We start from the raw sequence: 19,016 nt of genomic DNA on the forward strand, positions 1-19,016 counted from the left end.
TCGCTACCCTGGTGCCGTGGATTACGCGCTGCTCGGGGTCGTCGGGATCATCACGGTCGTCACCGTCGCGCGGTTCTCGAGCCGCCTCGGGATCGCCGCACCGCTGCTCCTGGTCGTCATCGGTATCGGCGCGTCCTACCTCCCCGGGGTCCCGGACATCGAGGTCGAGCCTGAGCTGATCCTCGCGGGCGTGCTGCCGCCGCTGCTGTACTCGGCCGCGATCCAGGTGCCCCTCACCGACTTCCGGCGGAACCTGCGCTCGATCTTCGGGCTCTCGGTGCTGCTGGTCGTCGTGACCGCCCTCGTGGTGGGCGGCTTCCTCTACCTCGTGTTCCCCGATCTGAGCCTGCCCGCAGCGATCGCTCTGGGCGCCGTCGTGAGCCCGACCGACGCGGTGGCAGCGACCTCGATCGGCAAGAAGCTCGGACTCCCGCCCCGCCTGGTGACGGTGCTCGAGGGCGAGAGCCTCGTGAACGACGCGTCGGCGCTGGTGCTGCTGCGCGCCGCGACGGCTGCGGCGGCCGTGGTCGGCGCCTCCGTCACGACCGACGCGATCGACGTGGGCGAGGTGGGGGTCCTCTTCGTCTACTCCGTCCTGATGGCGATCGTCCTCGGACTGGTGATGGGCGTGCTCACCGTCTTCGTGCGCTCGACGCTGCGGGACCCGGTGCTCGACACCGCCGTGTCCTTCGCCGTGCCGTTCCTGGCCTACATCCCGGCCGAGGAGCTGGGCGCGTCCGGGGTGCTCGCCGTCGTGGTCACCGGAATCTACACGGGGCACAACAGCGCGCGCTTCCTCTCGCCGCAGTCGCGGATCAGCGAGCGGGTGAACTGGCGGACGGCGCAGTTCCTGCTCGAGAACGGCGTCTTCCTGCTCATGGGCGCCGAGATCAAGGCGATCGTCTCCGGGGTCGTGGACCCGGGCGAGTTCGGAGTGGGCACCGCGGTGCTGCTGGGTCTGGCCACCGTGGTCATCCTGATCGTGCTGCGGGCCCTCTTCGTGTGGCCGCTGCTCCTGTGGCTGCGCAGCTCCGGTCGGCGGGCGGAGCGGATCAACCGGAGGCTGGCGGTGGGCCTCATGCGACTGCGCAACAGCGCCACCAGCGACGAGCGCTTCCGGCGGCGGCAGGTGAGAGCGGAGCGGCTCTACCTCCGGCGCGAGACCGATCTGGCCGCGACCACGAGCGAGGCGTTCGGCTGGCGCGGAGGAGTCGTCCTGTCCTGGTCCGGGATGCGCGGCGTGGTCACGCTCGCCGCGGCCCAGTCGCTGCCGGACGAGACTCCCTACCGCTCCCAGCTGATCCTGATCGCCTTCACCGTCGCCGTCGTGACGCTGCTCCTGCAGGGTGCGACGCTCCCCGCGCTGATCCGGCTCACCGGCATCCAGGGCACCGACGGAGAGGCCGACCGCCGCGAGCTCGCGACGCTGCTCGACGAGGTCGCGGCCACGGGCATCCAGGCCCTCCCCGAGGCGGTGGCGGAGCTGCCCGACGGCGAGGCGGGCGAGCGCGTCCTCGAGCGCGTGCGCCGCGACACTCTGACCCGCTCGCAGGTGGCGTGGGAGCAGGTCGGCCGCGCGGAGGACGCGCCGCTCGGCCCGCACGCGCAGTACCTGCGGCTGCGCCGAGCGGTCCTGCTCGCCGAGCGGGAGGCGCTGCTGGACGCCCGGGGGCGCGGGGTCTACTCCTCGCGGACGCTGCGGCGGGCGCAGCTGATGCTCGACGCCGAGGAGACCCGGCTCGAGATGGACGACAGCTCCCACTGACGGGAGGGGCACGGCGGCGGCATCCTAGACTGGGGGGATGCCGCGCAGCAACAGACCCCGGGGCGGCCGCCGTGACGACGACGACGAGCAGCGCGACCTCTCGCAGATGCTCGCCGGCTTCCGGCGCACCGAGTCCCACGCCGGCCGGGAGTGGAACGTCCAGCCCGTCTCCGCAGCGCGGGCCGTGAAGAACTACCTCTGCCCGGGCTGCGGGCTCACCATCGACATCGGCCAGCCGCACCTGGTCACCTGGCGGGCCGACGGCGCGCTCGGCGACGCGGCCGACCTGGCCGGCCGCCGTCACTGGCACACGCACTGCTGGAGAATCCGAGGAGCACGATGACCCACGAGATCCGCGGAGGCGTCGACCTCCCCGCCCGCCGCGAGGACGTCGAGCTGCACACCGCCGACGGGCTGACCCTTGTCGGGGAGCTCGCGCTGCCCCTGGAGCACGAGCCGGTCGCGACCCTGGTCACCCTGCATCCGCTGCCCACCCACGGCGGCTTCATGGATTCGCACATCCTGCGGAAGGCCGCCGCCCGCCTGCCCGCGCTCGCCGATCTGGCGGTCCTCCGCTTCAACACCCGCGGCACCGCGTCGCCGCGCGGCACGAGCGAGGGCGCGTTCGGACACGGCACCGAGGAGCGCGCCGACGTCGCCGCAGCCCTGGCGCTCGTCGCGGAGCGCGGACTGCCGCACCCCTGGCTGGTCGGCTGGTCCTTCGGCACCGAGCTCGCGCTGAAGTGGGGGAGGGAGCACCCCGTCGAGGGAGCGATCCTGCTCTCGCCGCCGCTGCACCGCACGAGCGCGGAGGAGGTCGCCGCCTGGGGCGAGGACGGCCGACCGCTCGTGGCGCTCGTCCCGGAGTTCGACGACTACCTGCGGCCGGAGGCGGCCGCCGAGCGCTTCGCGAGCGTGCCGCAGCTGGACCTCGTGGCCGTGGAGGGCGGGAAGCACCTCTGGGTCGGCGAGGCGCAGACCCGCCGGGTCCTCGACGAGATCGTGCGCGTGGTCGCGCCCGCCTCATCCCCGCTGCCGACGGAGTGGGCGGGCGAGCTCGGCTGAGCCCGCCCGCCCAGCGACCGCCTAGCGGCCGGACGAGCCGCCGTCGGAGCCGTCGCCGTCGGAGCCGCTGCCGTCGGAGCCGTCGCCGTCGCTGTCGTCCGCGAGTCCGTCGATGTGGCCGATGAGCCCGCGCAGTCCCGACACGTAGCCGGCGATCGCGTCGCGCTCGGTGCGGATCTCGTCGAGGCGCCGCTCGGCGGTGTCCATCAGCTCGCGGCTGCGGCGCTCCGCGTCCGCGACGAGCTTCTGCGCCTGGTCGCGCGCGTCGTCGAGCAGGGCGTCGGAGTCGTCCTGGGCCTTCCGGCGCAGTCGCGTCGTGTCGTCGAGGGCGTCGCTGCGGAGGGCGTCCGCCTCGAGGCGCTTGTCGTTCGCGCGTCGGATGGCGTCGGCGAGCTGCAGGTTCGACTCGTCGAGGTAGCGCTGGGTCTGCGCGACGGCCTCCTGGTGGCGGAGCAGGTCGTCGCGGTCGGCCTCCTCGCGGCGCGCGGCGAGCTCGACCACCAGGTCGATCCGGGCCTGCTCGACCTCGCGCGAGAGCGCAGCGGCCTCGTCGGCGGACGCGGCGCGCAGGCCCGCCAGCTCGGCGTCGAGCACGGCGACGGCCTCGGCGCGCTCCTGGGTGAGCCGGGTGCGCTGGTCGGCGATCTCGCGCGCGCCCTCGGCGCGGACTGCGGCGACCTCGGCGTCGAGCGCGGCGCGGGTCGAGAGCACCTCGGCCTCGACCGCCGCGCGCGCCTGGGCGACCTCGGCCTCGACGGCCGCCCGGAGCCGGTCCACCTCGGAGGCGACCTCGGCCCGCAGGAGCTCGTTGGCCTGGGCGAGGCGGGCGGCCTCGGCGCGGGCGACCTCGATCTCGCGGGCGGCGACGGCGCGCATCTCCGCAGCCTCGCGCTCGGCCTCGGAGCGGATCGCGGCGGCCTCGCGCTTCGCGGTGGCGCGGGTCTCGGCGGCCTCGGTCGCCACGGTGCCGCGGATCGCGGCGGCCTCGCGGACGGCGTCCTGGGTCATCACGTCGCGGTCGTCGGCGGCCTTGCCGAGCGTCGCCGCGGCCTGCGCCTCGGACTCGTCGCGGGTCCGGTCAGCACGGCGGCGCGCCTCGGTCACCAGGCGCTCGGCCTCGTCGCGCGCCTCCTGGAGGATGCGGTCGCCGTCGTCGCGGGTGGATCGGCGGAGGGCGGAGGCGTCGTTCTCGGCCTGGGCAATGATCCGCTCGGACTGCTCCTCGGCCACGCGCAGGGTGTGCTCGAGCTTGGCGCCCAGGCCGGCGTAGGTGGGAGTGCCGACCTGCTGCAGCTCCTTCTCGAGGCCCTCGATCCGGGAGGACAGGCGCTTCACCTCGCGGCCGCTCTCGGCCGCCTGGGTGTTCGAGTGGATGAGCTCGCGGCGCAGGCCCTGGACGGCCTTGTCGACCTCGTCCCGGTCGTAGCCACGGAACACCTGGGTGAATTCGGCCTCGTCGTTCGCCACGTCGTCTCCTTCAGAGCAGGACCGCGGTGGGGCTCGCGGCACTCGGAAAGTGTATTCAGCGCGGAGGCCGCGGCCGGGGCGACACCCGCACCGCGCGCCGCCCGGGCCGCACTCTCGGCTTCTCCCGGGCATCGGAGCGAGGGCATCGGCTATCGTGGACTGTCTTTGTCTGTTGCCGTCGCGCCCCGGTCCGGCTGCGTACCCCGAGCCGGCCCCGGCCGTCACCCCGATCCGGCAACGCAGGAGGAGTACTTTCGTGCGGTTCGTCTTCGCCATCATCGCCACCGTCATCGCTGCCGCGATGATCGTGCTCGGCATCGGTCAGCGGACGGTCTGGGCTCCTCCGGAGTCCCTCACCGCCGAGACCGCGCTCGACTCCTCCACTCCCTACGCGGTGATCGACGGCAGCACCCTGGGCGCCAACCCGGGACGCCAGACGATCACGGTCGAGGGCAGCGGCGACCTCGTCGTCGCCTACGCCCGGACCTCCGACGTGCTGGGCTGGGTGGGCGGCTCGAGCTACGACGCCATCGGCTACGAGCGCGCCGACGACACCCTCACCTCCGCGGAGGAGACGGGCGAGCGCGTCCAGCTCTCCTCCGACGTCGAGACCGCCGACGCGGCGGTCGTCGATCCGCGCGGCTCCGACCTCTGGCTCGAGGAGTTCGAGGGGAGCGGCAGCGTGACCCTGGCGCTCGACGTGCCGGAGGACGTCTCCATCCTCATCGCGAGCGACGGCACCGCGCCGGCAGCCGACTCCGTGCGCGTCAGCTGGCCCGTGGACACCGCGACGCCCCTCGCCGGCCCGCTGCTGCTCGGAGGAGCCGTGTTCCTCCTCCTCGGCCTCGTCCTCTACATCTGGGCCTTCGTCCACCTGCGCCGCCAGCACGGCCCGCGCCGGAAGGGACCGCAGGGTCGGATCCCCCGCGGCGCCCGCCGCCCCCGGCCGCGTGCCGGGATCCAGGCCTCCACGGCGTCGCCGGCGCCCTCGCGCCGCCGGGCCGCCCTGGTGCTGCCCGTCGTCCTCGGGACGACGGTCCTCCTCTCCGGCTGCAGCTCCGACTACTGGCCGGATCTCGCCGCGGGCGCGAGCGAGGCGCCGACCGCGTCCGCCACGGCGACCGCGGGGGCAGAGCCGGTCTCGGCCGAGCCGACCCCCGTGGTCACCACGCAGCAGGCGGAGGCCGTCGTCGCCGAGGTCGCCGATGTCGCGTCGCGCGCCGACGCCGCCCGGGACGCCGGGATCCTCGCCGAGCGCTTCCAGGGCGAGGCGCTCACCGAGCGCACCACCAACTACGACGTCGTCGCCAAGGGCGGGACGATCGACCCGCCGCAGACGATCCCGGCCTCCCCGGTGAGCCTGGTGCTCCCGCAGGACACGGAGTCGTGGCCGCGCCTGGTGACCGCCGTCGTGCAGAACTCGACGGACTCCACCCAGGCCCCGATCGCGCTGATGATGAGCCAGGCGAGCCCGCGCGTCGACTACAAGGTCGACTACGCCATCTCGCTCGAGGCCAACGCGCGCATCCCCGACGTCGCGCCCGTCACCGTCGGCACGTCGATCGTGGCGCCCGACTCGCGCCTGATGAAGCTCGCCCCGCAGACCGTCGGCTCCGCGTACGCGGACGTGCTCGCCAACGGCGACTCGAGCCAGTACGCCGAGCTCTTCGCGGCCGACGGCGACACCCTCCGGGGGCAGGTCGGCGTCGACAAGAAGAACGCCGACCGCGAGGCGCTGCCGGACACCGCCTCGATCGAGTTCTCGAACGCCGCCGGCACGTCGCCGACGATCGCGCTCGCGACGAACGACTCGGGGGCCCTCGTCGCGGCGAGCATCGCCGAGACGTCGACCGTCCGCCCCACTGCCGAGGGCTCGACCGTCTCGACCTCCGGCGCCTCGCAGACCCTGCTGGGCACGGACAAGTCGACGACCGGCATCGAGACCACCTACGGATACCAACTGCTGTTCTACGTACCGCCCGTCGGATCGGAGGAGAAGATCGTGATGCTCGGATGGAGCCAGGGACTCGTCTCGGTGGTGCAGCTGCCGTGAGCACCGTCCCGCCCCTGCCTGGAAGCCTCCGCGGCGCCGTCGACCTCTCGTCGCTGGTGAACCGCCGCACCCCGCCCGCCGCCTCCGCCGGCGCCCCGGCCGCGCCCGCCGCTCCCGGAGGCGCGCCCGGCGCGAATCCGCTGCTGCTGACCGCCGGCGACGCCGAGTTCGACCAGGTGGTCCAGCTCTCCTCGCGCGTGCCGGTGATCGTCGACCTGCGCGGCTCCTGGTCGGACCAGAGCCAGAGCATGACCGCGCTGCTCGAGAAGGTCGTCGTCTCGTACGCCGGCGCGTTCGTGCTCGTCGGGGTCGACGTGGAGTCGAGCCCGCAGCTGGCGCAGGCGTTCCAGGTGCAGTCCGTGCCGACGGTCGCCGCGATCATCGGCGGCCGCCCGGTGCCCCTGTTCAGCGGCCTCGTCGCCGAGGAGCAGCTGCGTGACCTGCTCGAGCAGGTCCTCCAGCTCGCCGCTCAGAACGGTGTGACGGGCACGGTGCCGGTGGAGGGAGCCGCTCCCGCCGAGGGCGGCGAGCCCGAGCCCGAGCCGCTGCCGCCGCACCACCAGGAGGCCTACGACGCGATCGACCGGGGCGATTACGCCGCGGCGATCACCGAGTACGAGACCGCCATCGCGCAGAACCCGCGCGACGACCTCGCCGTCGCCGGTCTTGCGCAGGTGCGGCTGCTGGCCCGCCTCCAGGGCCGCACGCTCGACGACATCCGCTCGACCGCCGCAGCCGAGCCGTCGAACCTCGACGCGCAGCTCGCCGTCGCCGACCTGGACGTCTCGGGCGGCCACGTCGAGGATGCCTTCGACCGGCTGCTCTCGATGTTCCCGCGCCTCGACGCCGAGGGGAAGGCCGCCGTCCGGGCTCGTCTCCTGGAGCTCTTCGAGATCGTCGGTCAGACCGACCCGCGCGTCAACAAGGCTCGGGCCCGGCTCACCGGCCTGCTCTACTGACGCCGGCCGGAACGCCGAGAGGCCGCCCGCTCGCGACGATCGTCGCGGCGGGCGGCCTCTTCCGTGCGGGGACCGATCAGTCGGCGGGTCGCAGGTAGAGCACGGCCAGCGGGGGCAGGACCAGCTCGGCGGAAGCCGGGCGGCCGGCCCACGGCTCCTCGCGAGCCTCGACCGCTCCGAAGTTCCCGACTCCGCTGCCGCCGTAGATCTCGGCGTCCGTGTTGACGAGCTCCTCCCAGCGGCCGGCCGTGGGCAGGCTCACGCGGTAGCCGTGCACGGGCGAGCCCGAGAAGTTGGCGATGACGGCGATCGGGCGACCCTCGCTGTCCTTGCGCAGGAACGAGACGACGTTGGCCGCCGCCGCGCCGCCGTCGATCCACTCGAAGCCCGACTGCTCGTGGTCGAGCTCCCAGAGCGACGGCGAGTCGCGGTACACGCGGTTCAGCTGACCGACGAGGCTCCAGAGACCGCGGTGGCTCGGCTGATCGAGGATCCACCAGTCCAGACCCCGCTCCTCGCTCCACTCGGAGTACTGGCCGAACTCCTGGCCCATGAAGAGCAGCTGCTTACCGGGGTGGGCCCACATGAAGGCGAGGTAGGCGCGCACGTTCGCGAGCTGCTGCCAGTGGTCGCCCGGCATCTTCTGGATCAGCGAGCCCTTGCCGTGCACGACCTCGTCGTGGCTGATCGGCAGGACGAACTTCTCGCTGAAGGCGTAGACGAACGAGAAGGTGATCTCGCCCAGGTGGTACTGGCGCCAGAGCGGGTCGTTCGCCATGTAGTCGAGCGAGTCGTGCATCCAGCCCATGTTCCACTTGAGCCCGAAGCCGAGGCCGCCGGAGCTGGTGGGCTGGGTGACGCCGGGCCAGCTCGTCGACTCCTCGGCGATCATCATGATGCCGGGGTGCAGCTTGTAGGCCGTGGCGTTGACCTCCTGGAGGAAGCTGATCGCCTCGAGGTGCTCGCGTCCGCCGTACTGGTTCGGCAGCCACTCGCCCTCCTTGCGGGAGTAGTCGAGGTAGAGCATCGAGGCGACGGCGTCCACGCGCAGGGCGTCGACGTGGAACTCCTCGAGCCAGAACAGGGCGTTCGCGACGAGGAAGTTGCGCACCTGGGTGTGCCCGAAGTCGAAGACGTAGGTGCCCCAGTCCATCTGCTCGCCGCGGCGCCAGTCCGGGTGCTCGTAGAGCGGCTCGCCGTCGAAGCGGGCGAGGGCGAAGTCGTCCTTGGGGAAGTGCCCGGGCACCCAGTCGACGATGACGCCGATGCCGGCCTGGTGCAGACGGTCGATCAGGTACTTGAGGTCGTCGGCCGTGCCGAAGCGGCTGGAGGCGGCGTAGTAGCCGGTGACCTGGTAGCCCCAGGAGCCGCCGAACGGGTGCTCGGCGAGCGGCATGAACTCCACGTGCGTGAAGCCGAGCTCGGTGACGTACTCGATCAGCGGGTCCGCGAGGTCGCGGTAGCCCAGTCCCGGACGCCAGGAGCCGAGGTGCATCTCGTAGACGCTGAGCGGCTGCGTGTGCGGATCGACCGAGGCTCGCTTCTCCATCCAGCCGGAGTCGCCCCACTGGTGGTGCGAGACGGGGACCTTCGAGGCGGTTGCAGGCGGCACCTCCGTGGCGCGGGCCATCGGGTCGGCCTTGCGGACCCAGTGGCCGTCGCGCGAGAGCAGGTCGAACTTGTAGGAGGCTCCGGGCTCGACGCCCGGGACGAAGATCTCCCAGACCCCGGTCGTCCCGAGGTTGCGGAGGGAGTGGCCCTCGCCGTTCCAGTCGTTGAAGTCGCCGACGACCCGAGCGGCCTGGGCGTGCGGGGCCCAGACGGCGAAGCTCGTGCCCCAGACCCCCTCGTGCTCGCGGTGACGGACGCCGAGCGCCTCCCAGAGGCGCTCGTGGCGGCCCTCGCCGATGAGGTAGAGGTCGAAGTCGCCGACCGTCTTCGAGAACCGGTAGGGGTCCTCCGCGGTCCACTCGCCGCCATCGCCGTAGCGGGCCTCGACGGTGTACGCCTGCGGACCGAGGACGTGGAAGCCCTGCCAGATCCCGTCGCTGAGGTGGCTGAGCTCGACGCGGGCGCCGGTGGCGAGCACCACGGCGACCTTCTCGGCGAGCGGGCGGCGCACGCGGACGACCGTCACCGGGTCGGAGACGCCGGGGGCCGAGACGAGGTGCTGGCCCAGGACGTCGTGGGGGAGCGCGTTGCTGCCGGTGGCGAGCTGCTGCAGCACCCACTCCGGGATGTCGGGCAGCGCGATCGCCGCAGTGCCGTCGACGGGGCCCGAAGCGGTCGCGGGGTCCGCGGTCGTCTCGGCGGGGCCGGCGGTCGTCTCGGCGGGAGCGGCGCTGTCGGCTGCGACGGAATCGGCGGCGTCCGTGTCGTCGGGCAGGTCGCCCTCGGCCCCGCTGCCGACCGGAGCGGACTCCGCGTCGTCGGCGTCGCGCTCGACGGTCACGGCGTCGTCGCCCGCGACCGGCTGAGGCGCCTCCGGGACCGTCTCGACCGCGTAGCTGCGCGCGTTCTCGCCGTCCGCTCCGGGGTGCTGTCGTGCGTCGGGTGCCGCGTCGGCGACGTGCGCGCCGTGGAAGGAGGTGGTCGCCGAGCTGGTGCCCGTCGTGGGGACCGTCTCGGCGTGCGCGCCGAGGCCCGCCTCCTCGGCCGGGCTCGTGCCCTCGGGGGTGGTTCCGCTCATCGCTCGTCCGCCTTCACGCTCAGGATGTGCACGGGCTCGACGAACGAGTCGAGCCGCACGTAGTCGTCGCTGCCCCAGGTCCAGACGGCGCCGGTGATCAGGTCCTCGACCTCGAAGGTCGCGCTCCAGTCGAGCCCGATCGCGGGCAGGTCGAGGTGGACCGTGGTCTCGCGGGCCGAGTGCGGGTCGGTGTTGACGACGACGATGATCGTGTCGTCGGTCCCGGTGCCCGTGAACGCGGCCTGCAGGTGCTTGGAGTAGACGAGGATCGCGTCGTCGTCGCTGCCGTGCACGTGCAGGTTCCGCAGCTGCCCGAGTGCGGGGTGCGAGCGCCGGATCTCGTTGAGGCGCGTGATGTACGGCGCCAGCGAGCGGCCCGACTCCTCGGCGCCGGCCCAGTCGCGCGTCTTGTACTCGTACTTCTCGTTGTCGATGTTCTCCTCGGCGCCGGGGCGAGCGACGTTCTCGACCAGTTCGTAGCCGGCGTAGACCCCCCACAGCGGCGACGCGGTCGCGGCCAGGGCCGCCCGCACCTTGTACGCCGAGCAGCCGCCGTACTGGAGGTACTCGGTGAGGATGTCCGGAGTGTTCACGAAGAGGTTCGGCCGCATGTAGTCGGCCGTCTCGTGGGAGATGCTCGTGAAGAACTCGCCGAGCTCCTCCTTGGTGTTGCGCCAGGTGAAGTACGAGTACGACTGCTGGAAGCCCACCTTGCCGAGTGCGCGCATGATCGCGGGGCGGGTGAACGCCTCCGCGAGGAAGACGACCTCGGGGTGCTCGGCGTTGACCTCGTGGATGATCCACTCCCAGAAGTCGAGCGGCTTCGTGTGGGGGTTGTCGACGCGGAAGATCCGCACGCCCAGGTCGATCCAGTGCCGCAGGACCCGCAGCGACTCCTGACGGATGCCCTCGGGGTCGTTGTCGAAGTTGATCGGGTAGATGTCCTGGTACTTCTTCGGCGGGTTCTCGGCGTAGGCGATCGAGCCGTCGGGGAGCGTCGTGAACCACTCGGGGTGGCTGGTGACCCAGGGATGGTCGGGCGAGGCCTGCAGGGCGAAGTCGAGGGCGAGCTCGAGGCCCGCGGCCTCGACCGCGGCGTGGAAGGCGCGGAAGTCGTCCTCGGTGCCGAGGTCCGGGTGGATCGCGTCGTGGCCGCCCTCGGCCGAGCCGATCGCCCACGGCGAGCCGGGGTCGTTCTCGCCGGCGTCGAGCGTGTTGTTCGGGCCCTTGCGGAAGGAGCGGCCGATGGGGTGGATCGGCGGCAGGTAGAGCACGTCGAAGCCCATCGCGGCCACAGCGGGGAGGCGGTCGATCGCGGTGCGGAAGGATCCGCTGGTCACGGTCCCGTCCTCGTGGCGCACGGCGCCCTCGGAGCGGGGGAAGAACTCGTACCAGGCGCCGACGCCGGCGCGGGTGCGCTCGACGTGGACGGTGCGCGGCTCCGAGACGCTGGTGAGGCTCATCACCGGGCGGGCGTCGAGCGCGCCGTGGACGGCGGGATCGGTCGCCGCGGCGAGGCGCTCCTCGGCGCTCAGCGTGGTGTCACCGACGCGGGCGGCGGTGTCGGAGAGCAGGCCGCGCTCGCCCTCGGGCCGCAAGGAGTCGTCGGCGCCGCTGCGCAGCAGGCCCTCGCCGATGGCGAAGGTGACGTCGATGTCCAGGCCGGCCGGGATCTTGACCTCGGCCGTGTGGAGCCAGGTCGCCCAGTCATCGGCGTAGGCGCGGATGCGGTAGCTCCAATCGCCCTCCTCGTCGAGGGCCACGAGGCGCCCGTAGCGGTCGGTGCCGGTCGCGAGGAGCGACATGCGGTGCTCCGACTCGGCCCCGGACGGCGAGCGCAGCAGGAGGTCGACGCCGATGAGGTCGTGCCCCTCGCGGAAGGCCGTGGCGGCGAAGGGGACGACCTCGCCGACGAACGCCTTCGCGGGCCAGCGGTCGTCCTCGAGCCGCGGCTGCGGGTCGATGATCGGCAGTCGCTCGGCCCGGACGCGGTAGCCGCTCCCGGTCGTCGCGGTCGCCGTCGACGCGTCGGGTGCGTCCGCGGTCACCGGGGCGGCCGGAGCACTCTCGGCCGCGGGGGGAGCAGGAGTCGCCTCGGGGGCGGCGGCGGGCGCCGGAGCGGCCGTCTCGGGAGGCGCCGACGCCTCCTGGGGTGCGCGTCCGCGACCCGCTCGCCGTGCGTCCTTGCCGTTCTGAGCCTTGCCGAAAGGTATCTGAGCCACGTCACGACAGTAGCGACCGGCGGCGGCTCGCACACGACGGTTGCGCCCGCGCTCGGGCCTGTGCAAACGGACCCGGGGAGCGCGTGCCGGAGGGTCGCGGCGGGTCCGCGTCCCGCCGATCCGCGGTGGTCGGGGTCCGCTAGGGTGACCGAGCGCGACCGCCCCGGTGCTCCGCGACCGGGCGCTCCGGGGTCCGCAGAGAGTCGAGGGGTGCCGTGAAGGCGATCCGCCGCTTCATCGTCCGCTCCGTCCTCCCGCCCGAGCTCTCGGCTCTGGGCGATCTGGCGGGCAATCTCCGCTGGGCCTGGCACGAGCCCGCCCGGCGCTTGTTCGAGCGGGTCGATCCGGAGCTGTGGCGGCGCGGGGGGGCGGACCCCACCGCCCTGCTCGGAGCGGTGAGCCCCGAGCGCCTCGCCGAGCTGGCGGGGGACCAGGGCTTCGTCGACGAGGCGTGGCGCCTCCGCGACGAGCTGGAGCGCTACCGCACCGAGCCGCGGTGGTACCAGTCGCTGCCGGAGTCCGCCCCGCGCTCGATCGCCTACTTCTCGCCGGAGTTCGGCATCGCGGCGGCGCTGCCCCAGTACTCCGGCGGACTCGGCATCCTCGCCGGCGACCACCTGAAGGCCTCCTCGGACCTGGGCGTGCCGCTCACCGGCGTGGGCCTCTTCTACCGGTCGGGCTACTTCTCGCAGAAGCTCTCCGCCGACGGCTGGCAGCTCGAGTCCTACCCCTCGCTCGATCCCGACGGGCTGCCGCTGCGCGTCGTCCGTCTCGCCGACGGCTCGCCCGCCCGCATCGTGCTGGCGCTCCCCGAGGGACGCGCGCTCTACGCCCGGGTCTGGCGCGCGGAGGTCGGCCGGGTGACCCTCCTCCTGCTCGACACCGACATCCCCGAGAACGAGGACTCGCTCCGCTCCGTCACCGACCGCCTCTACGGCGGCGGGGGCGAGCACCGCCTGCTGCAGGAGCTGCTGCTGGGCATCGGCGGGGTCCGCGCGCTCGAGCTCTGGGCCGAGGTCTCGGGCGGCGTCCTCCCGGAGGTGTTCCACACCAACGAGGGGCACGCCGGCTTCCAGGGGCTCGAGCGCATCTCCGGCCTGATCGGCGCGGGCCTGGACTTCGACCAGGCTCTCCAGGTGGTGCGGGCGAGCACGGTCTTCACCACGCACACTCCGGTGCCGGCGGGCATCGACCGCTTCGACCGCGGGATGATCGAGGAGTACTTCTCCACGGAGCTGCTCCCGGGCGTGCAGGTCGAGGACGTGCTCGCGCTGGGCGCCGAGCCGGGGGACTCCGGGACGGCGTTCAACATGGCGTACATGGGCCTGCGGCTCGCGCAGCGCTCCAACGGCGTCTCGACGCTGCACGGCGAGGTCAGCCGATCGATGTTCTCGAGCCTCTGGCCCGGCTTCGAGACGGCGGAGGTGCCGATCGGCTCGGTGACGAACGGCGTCCACGCGGCCACCTGGACCGATCCGATCCTCCGGCGGCTCGCGGAGGAGCGGCTCGGCACCGACGACACGACGCGGGCCGACTGGGCCTCGGGTGCGCTCGGCGACACCGAGCTGTGGGCCGCGCGCCGGGCGATGCGGGAGCAGCTGGTGCGGGACGCCCGCCGCCGGGCCGCCCGCTCCTGGCGCGAGCAGAACCCGGGCGGCCTCCCGCCGGCCTGGCTCGACGAGCTGCTGGACCCGGACGTGCTCACCATCGGCTTCGCGCGGCGGGTGCCGACCTACAAGCGGCTGACCCTGATGCTCCACGACCCCGAGCGTCTGCGCGCGCTGCTCACCCACCCGCAGCACCCGATCCAGATCGTCATCGCGGGCAAGTCCCACCCGGCCGACGAGGAGGGGAAGCGCCTGATCCAGCGGCTCGTCCGCTTCGCGCAGGAGCCGGACGTGCGCCGCAGGATCGTCTTCCTGCCGGACTACGACATCGCGATGGCGCAGCTGCTCTACCCGGGCACCGACGTCTGGCTCAACAATCCGCTGCGCCCGCTCGAGGCGTGCGGCACCTCCGGGATGAAGGCGGCGCTCAACGGCTCGCTCAACCTCTCGATCCTCGACGGCTGGTGGAACGAGTACTTCGACGGCGAGAACGGCTGGGCGATCCCCTCCTCCGACCGCGCGCTCGACCCGGAGGCCCGCGACACGCTCGAGGCCGAGGCGCTCTACGAGCTGCTCGAGACCGAGGTCGTGCCGCGCTACTACGAGCGCGATCACGACGGAGTGCCCCGTCGGTGGGTGCGGTCGATCCGGCACACCCTCGCGACCCTCTCGCCCGAGGTCTCCGCCGAGCGGATGGTGCGCCAGTACGTCGAGGCGCTCTACTCGCCGGCCGCCGAGGCAGGGCGCGCGGTCGCCGCCGACCACTTCGAGCCGGCCAAGGAGCTGGCGAGCTGGAAGCGGCGGGTCCGCGCCGGCTGGCCCGGGGTCGCGGTCGCGTCCGTCGAGTCCGGCGGGATCGACGCGGTGCCCCAGCGCGGGGACCGGCTCGCCGTGCGGGCGGGCGTGCGCCTGGGGGAGCTCTCGCCGGCGGACGTCTCGGTCGAGGTCGTCTACGGGACGACGTCCGCTGACGGCTCGCTCACCGAGGTCCGCCACCACGAGCTCGAGGTGGTCGAGGAGTCGGGTGCCGTGGTGCCCGCCGACGCGGTCGGGCGCGTGCCCTACGCCGGAGTGGTCACCCTCGACCGCAGCGGCTCCTTCGGCTACACCGTCCGCGTCGTGCCGCGGCATCCCCTCCTGGCCCGCTCCGCCGAGCTGGGACTGGCCGCCGCCGCCGGCTGACCCCGCCCGGTCCCTCTCCGCGAGATGCCGCTCCGGTGCGCCTTCCTCGGCGTCTCGCGGACCGGAGTGGGATCTCGCGGGAGGAGGACGGCGCATCGAGCGAAACGGCGCCCGGAGGAGGACGGCGAGGGATCGGGGGTCAGCGCGCGATGTCGGCGAGGAGGGCGGCCGTCGCGGCGACGAGGTCGGCGGGGGTGAGCTCGATGTCGAAGCCCCGGCGCCCGCCCGACACGAGCACCGTGTCGTGGAGCTCGACGGTCTCGTCGATCACGGTGCGATGCCGCGTCCTCTGCCCGAGCGGCGAGATGCCGCCGAGCACGTAGCCGGTCCGGCGCTGGGCCAGCACGGGGTCGGCCATCGCCGCCCGCCTGCCTCCGACCGCGGCCGCGAGCTCCTTCAGCCCGAGGGAGCCGGTGACGGGCACGACGCCCACCACGAGCTCGCCGTCCACGTCGACCATCAGGGTCTTGAACACGCGCTCCGGCTCGACGCCGAGCGCCTCGGCCGCCTCGAGCCCGTAGCGCGTCGTGGCCGGGTCGTGCCGGTACTGGCGGGGAGTGAAGGGGACGCCCGCCGCCGTCAGCGCGACGGTCGCCGGGGTCCCCGGCCCGCTCCGCGCCATCAGGCGTCCTGCTCGGCCGCCGGCCCGTGCGCGGCGAAGAGCTGCATCGAGGTGCCGGCCACGCGGATGACCTGCCCCGGCTCGAATGACTCGCCGTGCTCCAGCGGCTCCGGCTCCTCGCTGTTCCACAGGCGCGTGTAGCCGGTGACCCCCTCGCCGTCGGCGAGCACGACCGTGGTGTCCTGCTCGACGCCGTGCACCACCAGCAGGACGCGGTCCGGCTCGCCCTCGACCGGCGTCGAGGCGGCGAGGTACTGCAGCGTCCGGTTGGCGGCGGAGGTCCAGTCGTGCTCGCTCATCCCGCGCCCGTGGGCGTCGAACCACGTCATGGTCGTGGCGCCCGGCTCGCTCGCGTCGCCGCTGCCGTAGCGGGAGGGACGCAGCGCCGGGTGCTCACGCCGCAGGCGCAGCAGGGTGCGCGTGTGCGCGCGGAGCGTGAGCTGCCAGTCGGCCAGGCCCTCCCAGCGCACCCAGGTCAGGTCCGAGTCCTGGCAGTAGGCGTTGTTGTTGCCGCGCTGGCTGCGCCCGGTCTCGTCGCCCGCCGTGATCATCGGCACGCCGGCCGACAGCAGCAGGGTGCCGAGGAGGTTCCGCATCGCCTTGCGCCGCGCCAGCGTGATCCGCTCGTCGGTGGTGGGGCCCTCGAAGCCGTGGTTGAAGGAGCGGTTGGTGTCGGCTCCGTCGCGGTTCGACTCGCCGTTGCCGATGTTGTGCTTGACGTTGTACGAGACGAGGTCCGCCAGCGTGAAGCCGTCGTGCGCGGTGACGAAGTTGACCGACGCGAGGGGGCCCCGCTCCGCCGAGAAGGTGTTGGAGGAGCCCGAGAGCCGGGTCGCGAAGCCGCCGATGCCGACGGGGGCCGTGCCGGCGCGGCGGGCGTAGTCGATGTCCGAGAGCCAGAAGTTGCGGGCGCGGTCGCGGTAGCGGTCGTTCCACTCCGACCACCCGGCCGGGAAGTTCCCGGTCTGCCAGCCGCCCATTCCCACGTCCCAGGGCTCGGCGATCATCTTCACGCCGGCCAGCGCCGGATCCTCGACCGCGGCCCGCAGCAGCGGGTGGTCGCTCCGGAAGTGCGCGATCTCGTCCCGGCCGAGGGTCGCGGCCAGGTCGAGCCGGAAGCCGTCGATCCCGACCTCGCCCGACCAGTAGCGCATCGAGTCCAACGCGAGGCGCTGCGCCGCGGGCCGGCCGAAGTCGATCGTGTTCCCGCAGCCGGTGACGTCCACGTAGTGGCCCTCGGGCGTCTGGCGGTACCAGGCGGCGTCGTCGATCCCGCGCAGGCTCGACATCGGCCCGCCCGGCCCCTCCTCGGCGGTGTGGTTGTAGACCACGTCCAGGATCACCTCGAGGCCGGCCTCGTGCAGGAGCTTCACCATCCCCTTGAACTCGCGGAGCACCGCGGTCGGTCCGCCGCGCTGCGCGGTGGAGGAGGCGTACGAGGCGTGCGGGGCGAAGAAGTTCAGCGTGTTGTAGCCCCAGTAGTTGGTCAGCCCCTGCCGCAGCAGGCGCTGCTCCGACACGAACGCGTGCACGGGCAGCAGCTCGACCGCCGTCACGCCCAGATCGAGCAGCGCCGAGACCGTCGACTCGTGCGCCAGGCCGGCGTAGGTGCCGCGCAGCTCCACGGGCAGCGCCGGGTTCAGCCGGGTCAGCCCCTTCACATGCGCCTCGTAGATCACGGTGCGGTCCATCGGGGTGCCGGGCCGGGAGGAGAAGCCCCAGTCGAACGCGTCGTCCACGACGACCGAGCGCCACTCGTTCTCCGCCACCCGGTGCAGGCCGCGGGAGTACGGCTCCAGCAGGGCCCGGCGGGGGTCGAAGCGGTGCCGGGGGCCCGTCGGCCCGTCGACGCGCAGGGCGTAGCGGCGGCCGGGGGCCAGCAGATCGGAGCGCGCGGACCAGACCGCGGCGTCGTCGCGCGCCAGCGGGACCGTGCGGGTCACCCAGGTCGGGTCCTTCTCGTCGTACAGCAGCAGATCGACGGCGCTCGCGCTCTCGGACCAGACCCGCAGCTCACCGCCCTGATCGTCCACGGTCACGCCGAGCCGGGCCAGGGGATCGTGAGAGGTCATGCGACTTACAGTAGTGACGGGCACCGGCTCCCTCCGTGCCCCCGACGCGGGACGAAGGGCTGCTGTGATCTACCTCGACCACGCCGCGACCACCCCGCTGCGCGCCTCGGCGCTCGCCGCGTTCGCGGAGGCGTCCGCCCACGGCGGCAATCCCTCCTCCGTCCACGGCTCCGGCCAGGAGGCGCGCCGCCGGCTGGAGGACGCCCGGTCGGCGCTCGCCGGGGTGCTCGGCTGCGAGCCGATCGAGGTGATCCTCACCGCCGGCGGCACCGAGGCGGTCAACCTCGGGATCAAGGGCCTCTACTGGCAGCGCCGGAGCGAGGACCCGGCCCGCGTCCGGGTCCTGGTCGCCGAGGGGGAGCATCACGCGACGCTCGACTCGGCCGCCTGGCTCGCCGAGCACGAGGGCGCCGTCCTCGAGTGGCTGCCGCTCGACGACGAGGGCGCCCTGCGGCCGGAGGCGCTCGCCGCGGCGCTGGAGAAGGATCCCGGATCGGTCGCCCTGGTCACGGTGCTCTGGGTCAACAACGAGATCGGGACGATCAACCCGATCGCCGAGCTGGCGGCCGCGTGCGCCCGCGCCGGCGTCCCCCTCCACGTCGACGCGGTCGCCGCCCTCGGACACGTGCCGCTGCGGATCGCCGAGATCCGCCGCGCCTCCGGCTCCGGGCGCGGCGCGGGACTGGCCGCCGTCAGCGTCTCGGGTCACAAGGTCGGCGGGCCGATCGCGACCGGTGCGCTCGTGCTCGCCCGCGACGCCCGCGTGGTCCCGGTGCTGCACGGAGGCGGACAGCAGCGGGGCGTCCGCTCCGGCACCCAGGACGTGCCCGGCGCCGCGGCCTTCGCCGCCGCCGCGGTCGAGGCGGACGCCGAGCTGTCGGTGGAGGCGCAGCGCCTGGCGGCCCTGCGCGACCGGCTCGTCGCGGGCGTCCTCGCCGCCGTGCCGGGGGCGACCCTGACCGGGCCCGCCCTCGACTCCGGACGCCGGGTCGTCAACAACGCGCACCTCGCCTTCCCCGGTGCGCAGGGCGACTCCCTCCTCTTCCTCCTCGACACCGCGGGCGTCTCCGTCTCGACCGGGTCCGCCTGCACGGCGGGGATCCCGGAGCCCTCGCACGTGGTCCTCGCGCTCGGCCGGAGCGAGGACGAGGCCCGCGGGGTGCTCCGGATGACGCTCGGCCACACCTCGACCGACGCGGACGTCGACGCCCTCCTGGCCGCGCTGCCCGGCGCCTACGCCCGCGCCGCCCGAGCCGGACTCTCGAACCGCGCGGTGCTGCCCGCCTGAACCCCTGCCGGCCGCGCCCGCGGGA

Annotated in this window: 12 protein-coding genes; 7 read left to right on the forward strand and 5 right to left on the reverse strand. The window is 73.5% G+C overall.

Annotation, left to right across the window (positions count from 1 at the left end):
• Nucleotides 1–16: 16 nt before the first annotated feature.
• From C5C44_RS08215 to C5C44_RS08225, 3 genes are read left to right on the forward strand one after another with little or no spacing between them, the layout of a single operon-like run.
• Nucleotides 17–1,765, forward strand: coding sequence for a sodium:proton antiporter (locus C5C44_RS08215; RefSeq protein ID WP_104223889.1), 1,749 nt, complete (start codon nt 17–19; stop codon nt 1,763–1,765).
• 37 nt (nt 1,766–1,802) lie between these two features.
• Nucleotides 1,803–2,108 carry a hypothetical protein gene (locus C5C44_RS08220; protein ID WP_181027199.1) on the forward strand — a complete coding sequence of 102 codons (306 nt, stop codon included), beginning with the start codon at nt 1,803–1,805 and terminating at the stop codon, nt 2,106–2,108.
• A complete protein-coding gene (locus C5C44_RS08225) occupies nt 2,105–2,830 on the forward strand; it encodes an alpha/beta hydrolase (RefSeq protein ID WP_104250535.1) in 726 nt (241 codons plus the stop codon). Before C5C44_RS08220 ends, C5C44_RS08225 begins: the two co-directional genes overlap by 4 nt.
• A gap of 21 nt (nt 2,831–2,851) precedes the next feature.
• On the opposite strand, the gene C5C44_RS08230 is transcribed toward C5C44_RS08225, so the two are convergent.
• Nucleotides 2,852–4,297 carry a DivIVA domain-containing protein gene (locus tag C5C44_RS08230; protein WP_104247620.1) on the reverse strand — a complete coding sequence of 482 codons (1,446 nt, stop codon included), beginning with the start codon at nt 4,295–4,297 and terminating at the stop codon, nt 2,852–2,854.
• Nucleotides 4,298–4,553: 256 nt separating this feature from the next.
• Between C5C44_RS08230 and C5C44_RS08235 the strand changes: the two genes are divergently transcribed.
• Both C5C44_RS08235 and C5C44_RS08240 read left to right on the forward strand, forming a co-directional pair.
• Nucleotides 4,554–6,350 (forward strand): hypothetical protein, encoded by a 1,797-nt coding sequence (locus C5C44_RS08235; protein WP_104250536.1) that lies wholly within the window; start codon nt 4,554–4,556, stop codon nt 6,348–6,350.
• The gene (locus tag C5C44_RS08240) at nt 6,347–7,309 is read left to right on the forward strand and encodes a tetratricopeptide repeat protein (protein ID WP_104335667.1); all 963 of its coding nucleotides are present in this window, start codon (nt 6,347–6,349) and stop codon (nt 7,307–7,309) included. The genes C5C44_RS08235 and C5C44_RS08240 overlap by 4 nt, the downstream gene beginning before the upstream one ends.
• A gap of 76 nt (nt 7,310–7,385) precedes the next feature.
• Here C5C44_RS08240 and glgB read toward each other — a convergent pair whose 3' ends face one another.
• Together glgB and C5C44_RS08250 are read right to left on the reverse strand one after the other, a co-directional pair.
• Nucleotides 7,386–9,998, reverse strand: a complete 2,613-nt coding sequence (glgB, locus tag C5C44_RS08245; RefSeq protein ID WP_104335668.1) for a 1,4-alpha-glucan branching protein GlgB — start codon at nt 9,996–9,998, stop codon at nt 7,386–7,388.
• The gene (locus tag C5C44_RS08250; protein WP_308471039.1) at nt 9,995–11,965 is read right to left on the reverse strand and encodes an alpha-1,4-glucan--maltose-1-phosphate maltosyltransferase; all 1,971 of its coding nucleotides are present in this window, start codon (nt 11,963–11,965) and stop codon (nt 9,995–9,997) included. The genes glgB and C5C44_RS08250 overlap by 4 nt, the downstream gene beginning before the upstream one ends.
• Nucleotides 11,966–12,435: 470 nt before the next feature.
• Here C5C44_RS08250 and glgP point away from each other — a divergent pair, with 470 nt between their 5' ends.
• Entirely contained in the window at nt 12,436–15,009 is a 2,574-nt protein-coding gene (glgP, locus tag C5C44_RS08255) for an alpha-glucan family phosphorylase (protein ID WP_104335669.1), read from the forward strand.
• 139 nt (nt 15,010–15,148) lie between these two features.
• Here glgP and ybaK read toward each other — a convergent pair whose 3' ends face one another.
• Nucleotides 15,149–15,631: a Cys-tRNA(Pro) deacylase gene (gene ybaK, locus C5C44_RS08260; protein ID WP_104247616.1), complete on the reverse strand. Its 483-nt coding sequence runs from the start codon at nt 15,629–15,631 to the stop codon at nt 15,149–15,151.
• On the reverse strand, nt 15,631–17,703 hold the full coding sequence (glgX, locus tag C5C44_RS08265) for a glycogen debranching protein GlgX (protein WP_104335670.1): 2,073 nt from the start codon (nt 17,701–17,703) through the stop codon (nt 15,631–15,633). Before glgX ends, ybaK begins: the two co-directional genes overlap by 1 nt.
• On the opposite strand from glgX, the gene C5C44_RS08270 reads away from it, so the two are divergent.
• Nucleotides 17,702–18,991 carry a cysteine desulfurase family protein gene (locus C5C44_RS08270; protein WP_104335671.1) on the forward strand — a complete coding sequence of 430 codons (1,290 nt, stop codon included), beginning with the start codon at nt 17,702–17,704 and terminating at the stop codon, nt 18,989–18,991. The two genes, glgX and C5C44_RS08270, sit on opposite strands and share 2 nt — an antisense overlap.
• The last annotated feature ends 25 nt before the right edge of the window (nt 18,992–19,016 follow it).

The organism is Rathayibacter sp. AY1F6 (assembly GCF_002932035.1).
In the GTDB taxonomy this organism is placed as follows: Bacteria; Actinomycetota; Actinomycetes; order Actinomycetales; family Microbacteriaceae; genus Rathayibacter.

What these genes read in the sequence shown, in the direction of transcription:
- C5C44_RS08270 (WP_104335671.1), top strand. Translation starts at nt 17,702, where the DNA reads ATGCGACTTACAGTAGTGACGGGCACCGGCTCCCTCCGTGCCCCCGAC.
- ybaK (WP_104247616.1), bottom strand. Translation starts at nt 15,631, where the DNA reads ATGGCGCGGAGCGGGCCGGGGACCCCGGCGACCGTCGCGCTGACGGCG.
- glgX (WP_104335670.1), bottom strand. Translation starts at nt 17,703, where the DNA reads ATGACCTCTCACGATCCCCTGGCCCGGCTCGGCGTGACCGTGGACGAT.
- glgB (WP_104335668.1), bottom strand. Translation starts at nt 9,998, where the DNA reads ATGAGCGGAACCACCCCCGAGGGCACGAGCCCGGCCGAGGAGGCGGGC.
- C5C44_RS08225 (WP_104250535.1), top strand. Translation starts at nt 2,105, where the DNA reads ATGACCCACGAGATCCGCGGAGGCGTCGACCTCCCCGCCCGCCGCGAG.
- C5C44_RS08220 (WP_181027199.1), top strand. Translation starts at nt 1,803, where the DNA reads ATGCCGCGCAGCAACAGACCCCGGGGCGGCCGCCGTGACGACGACGAC.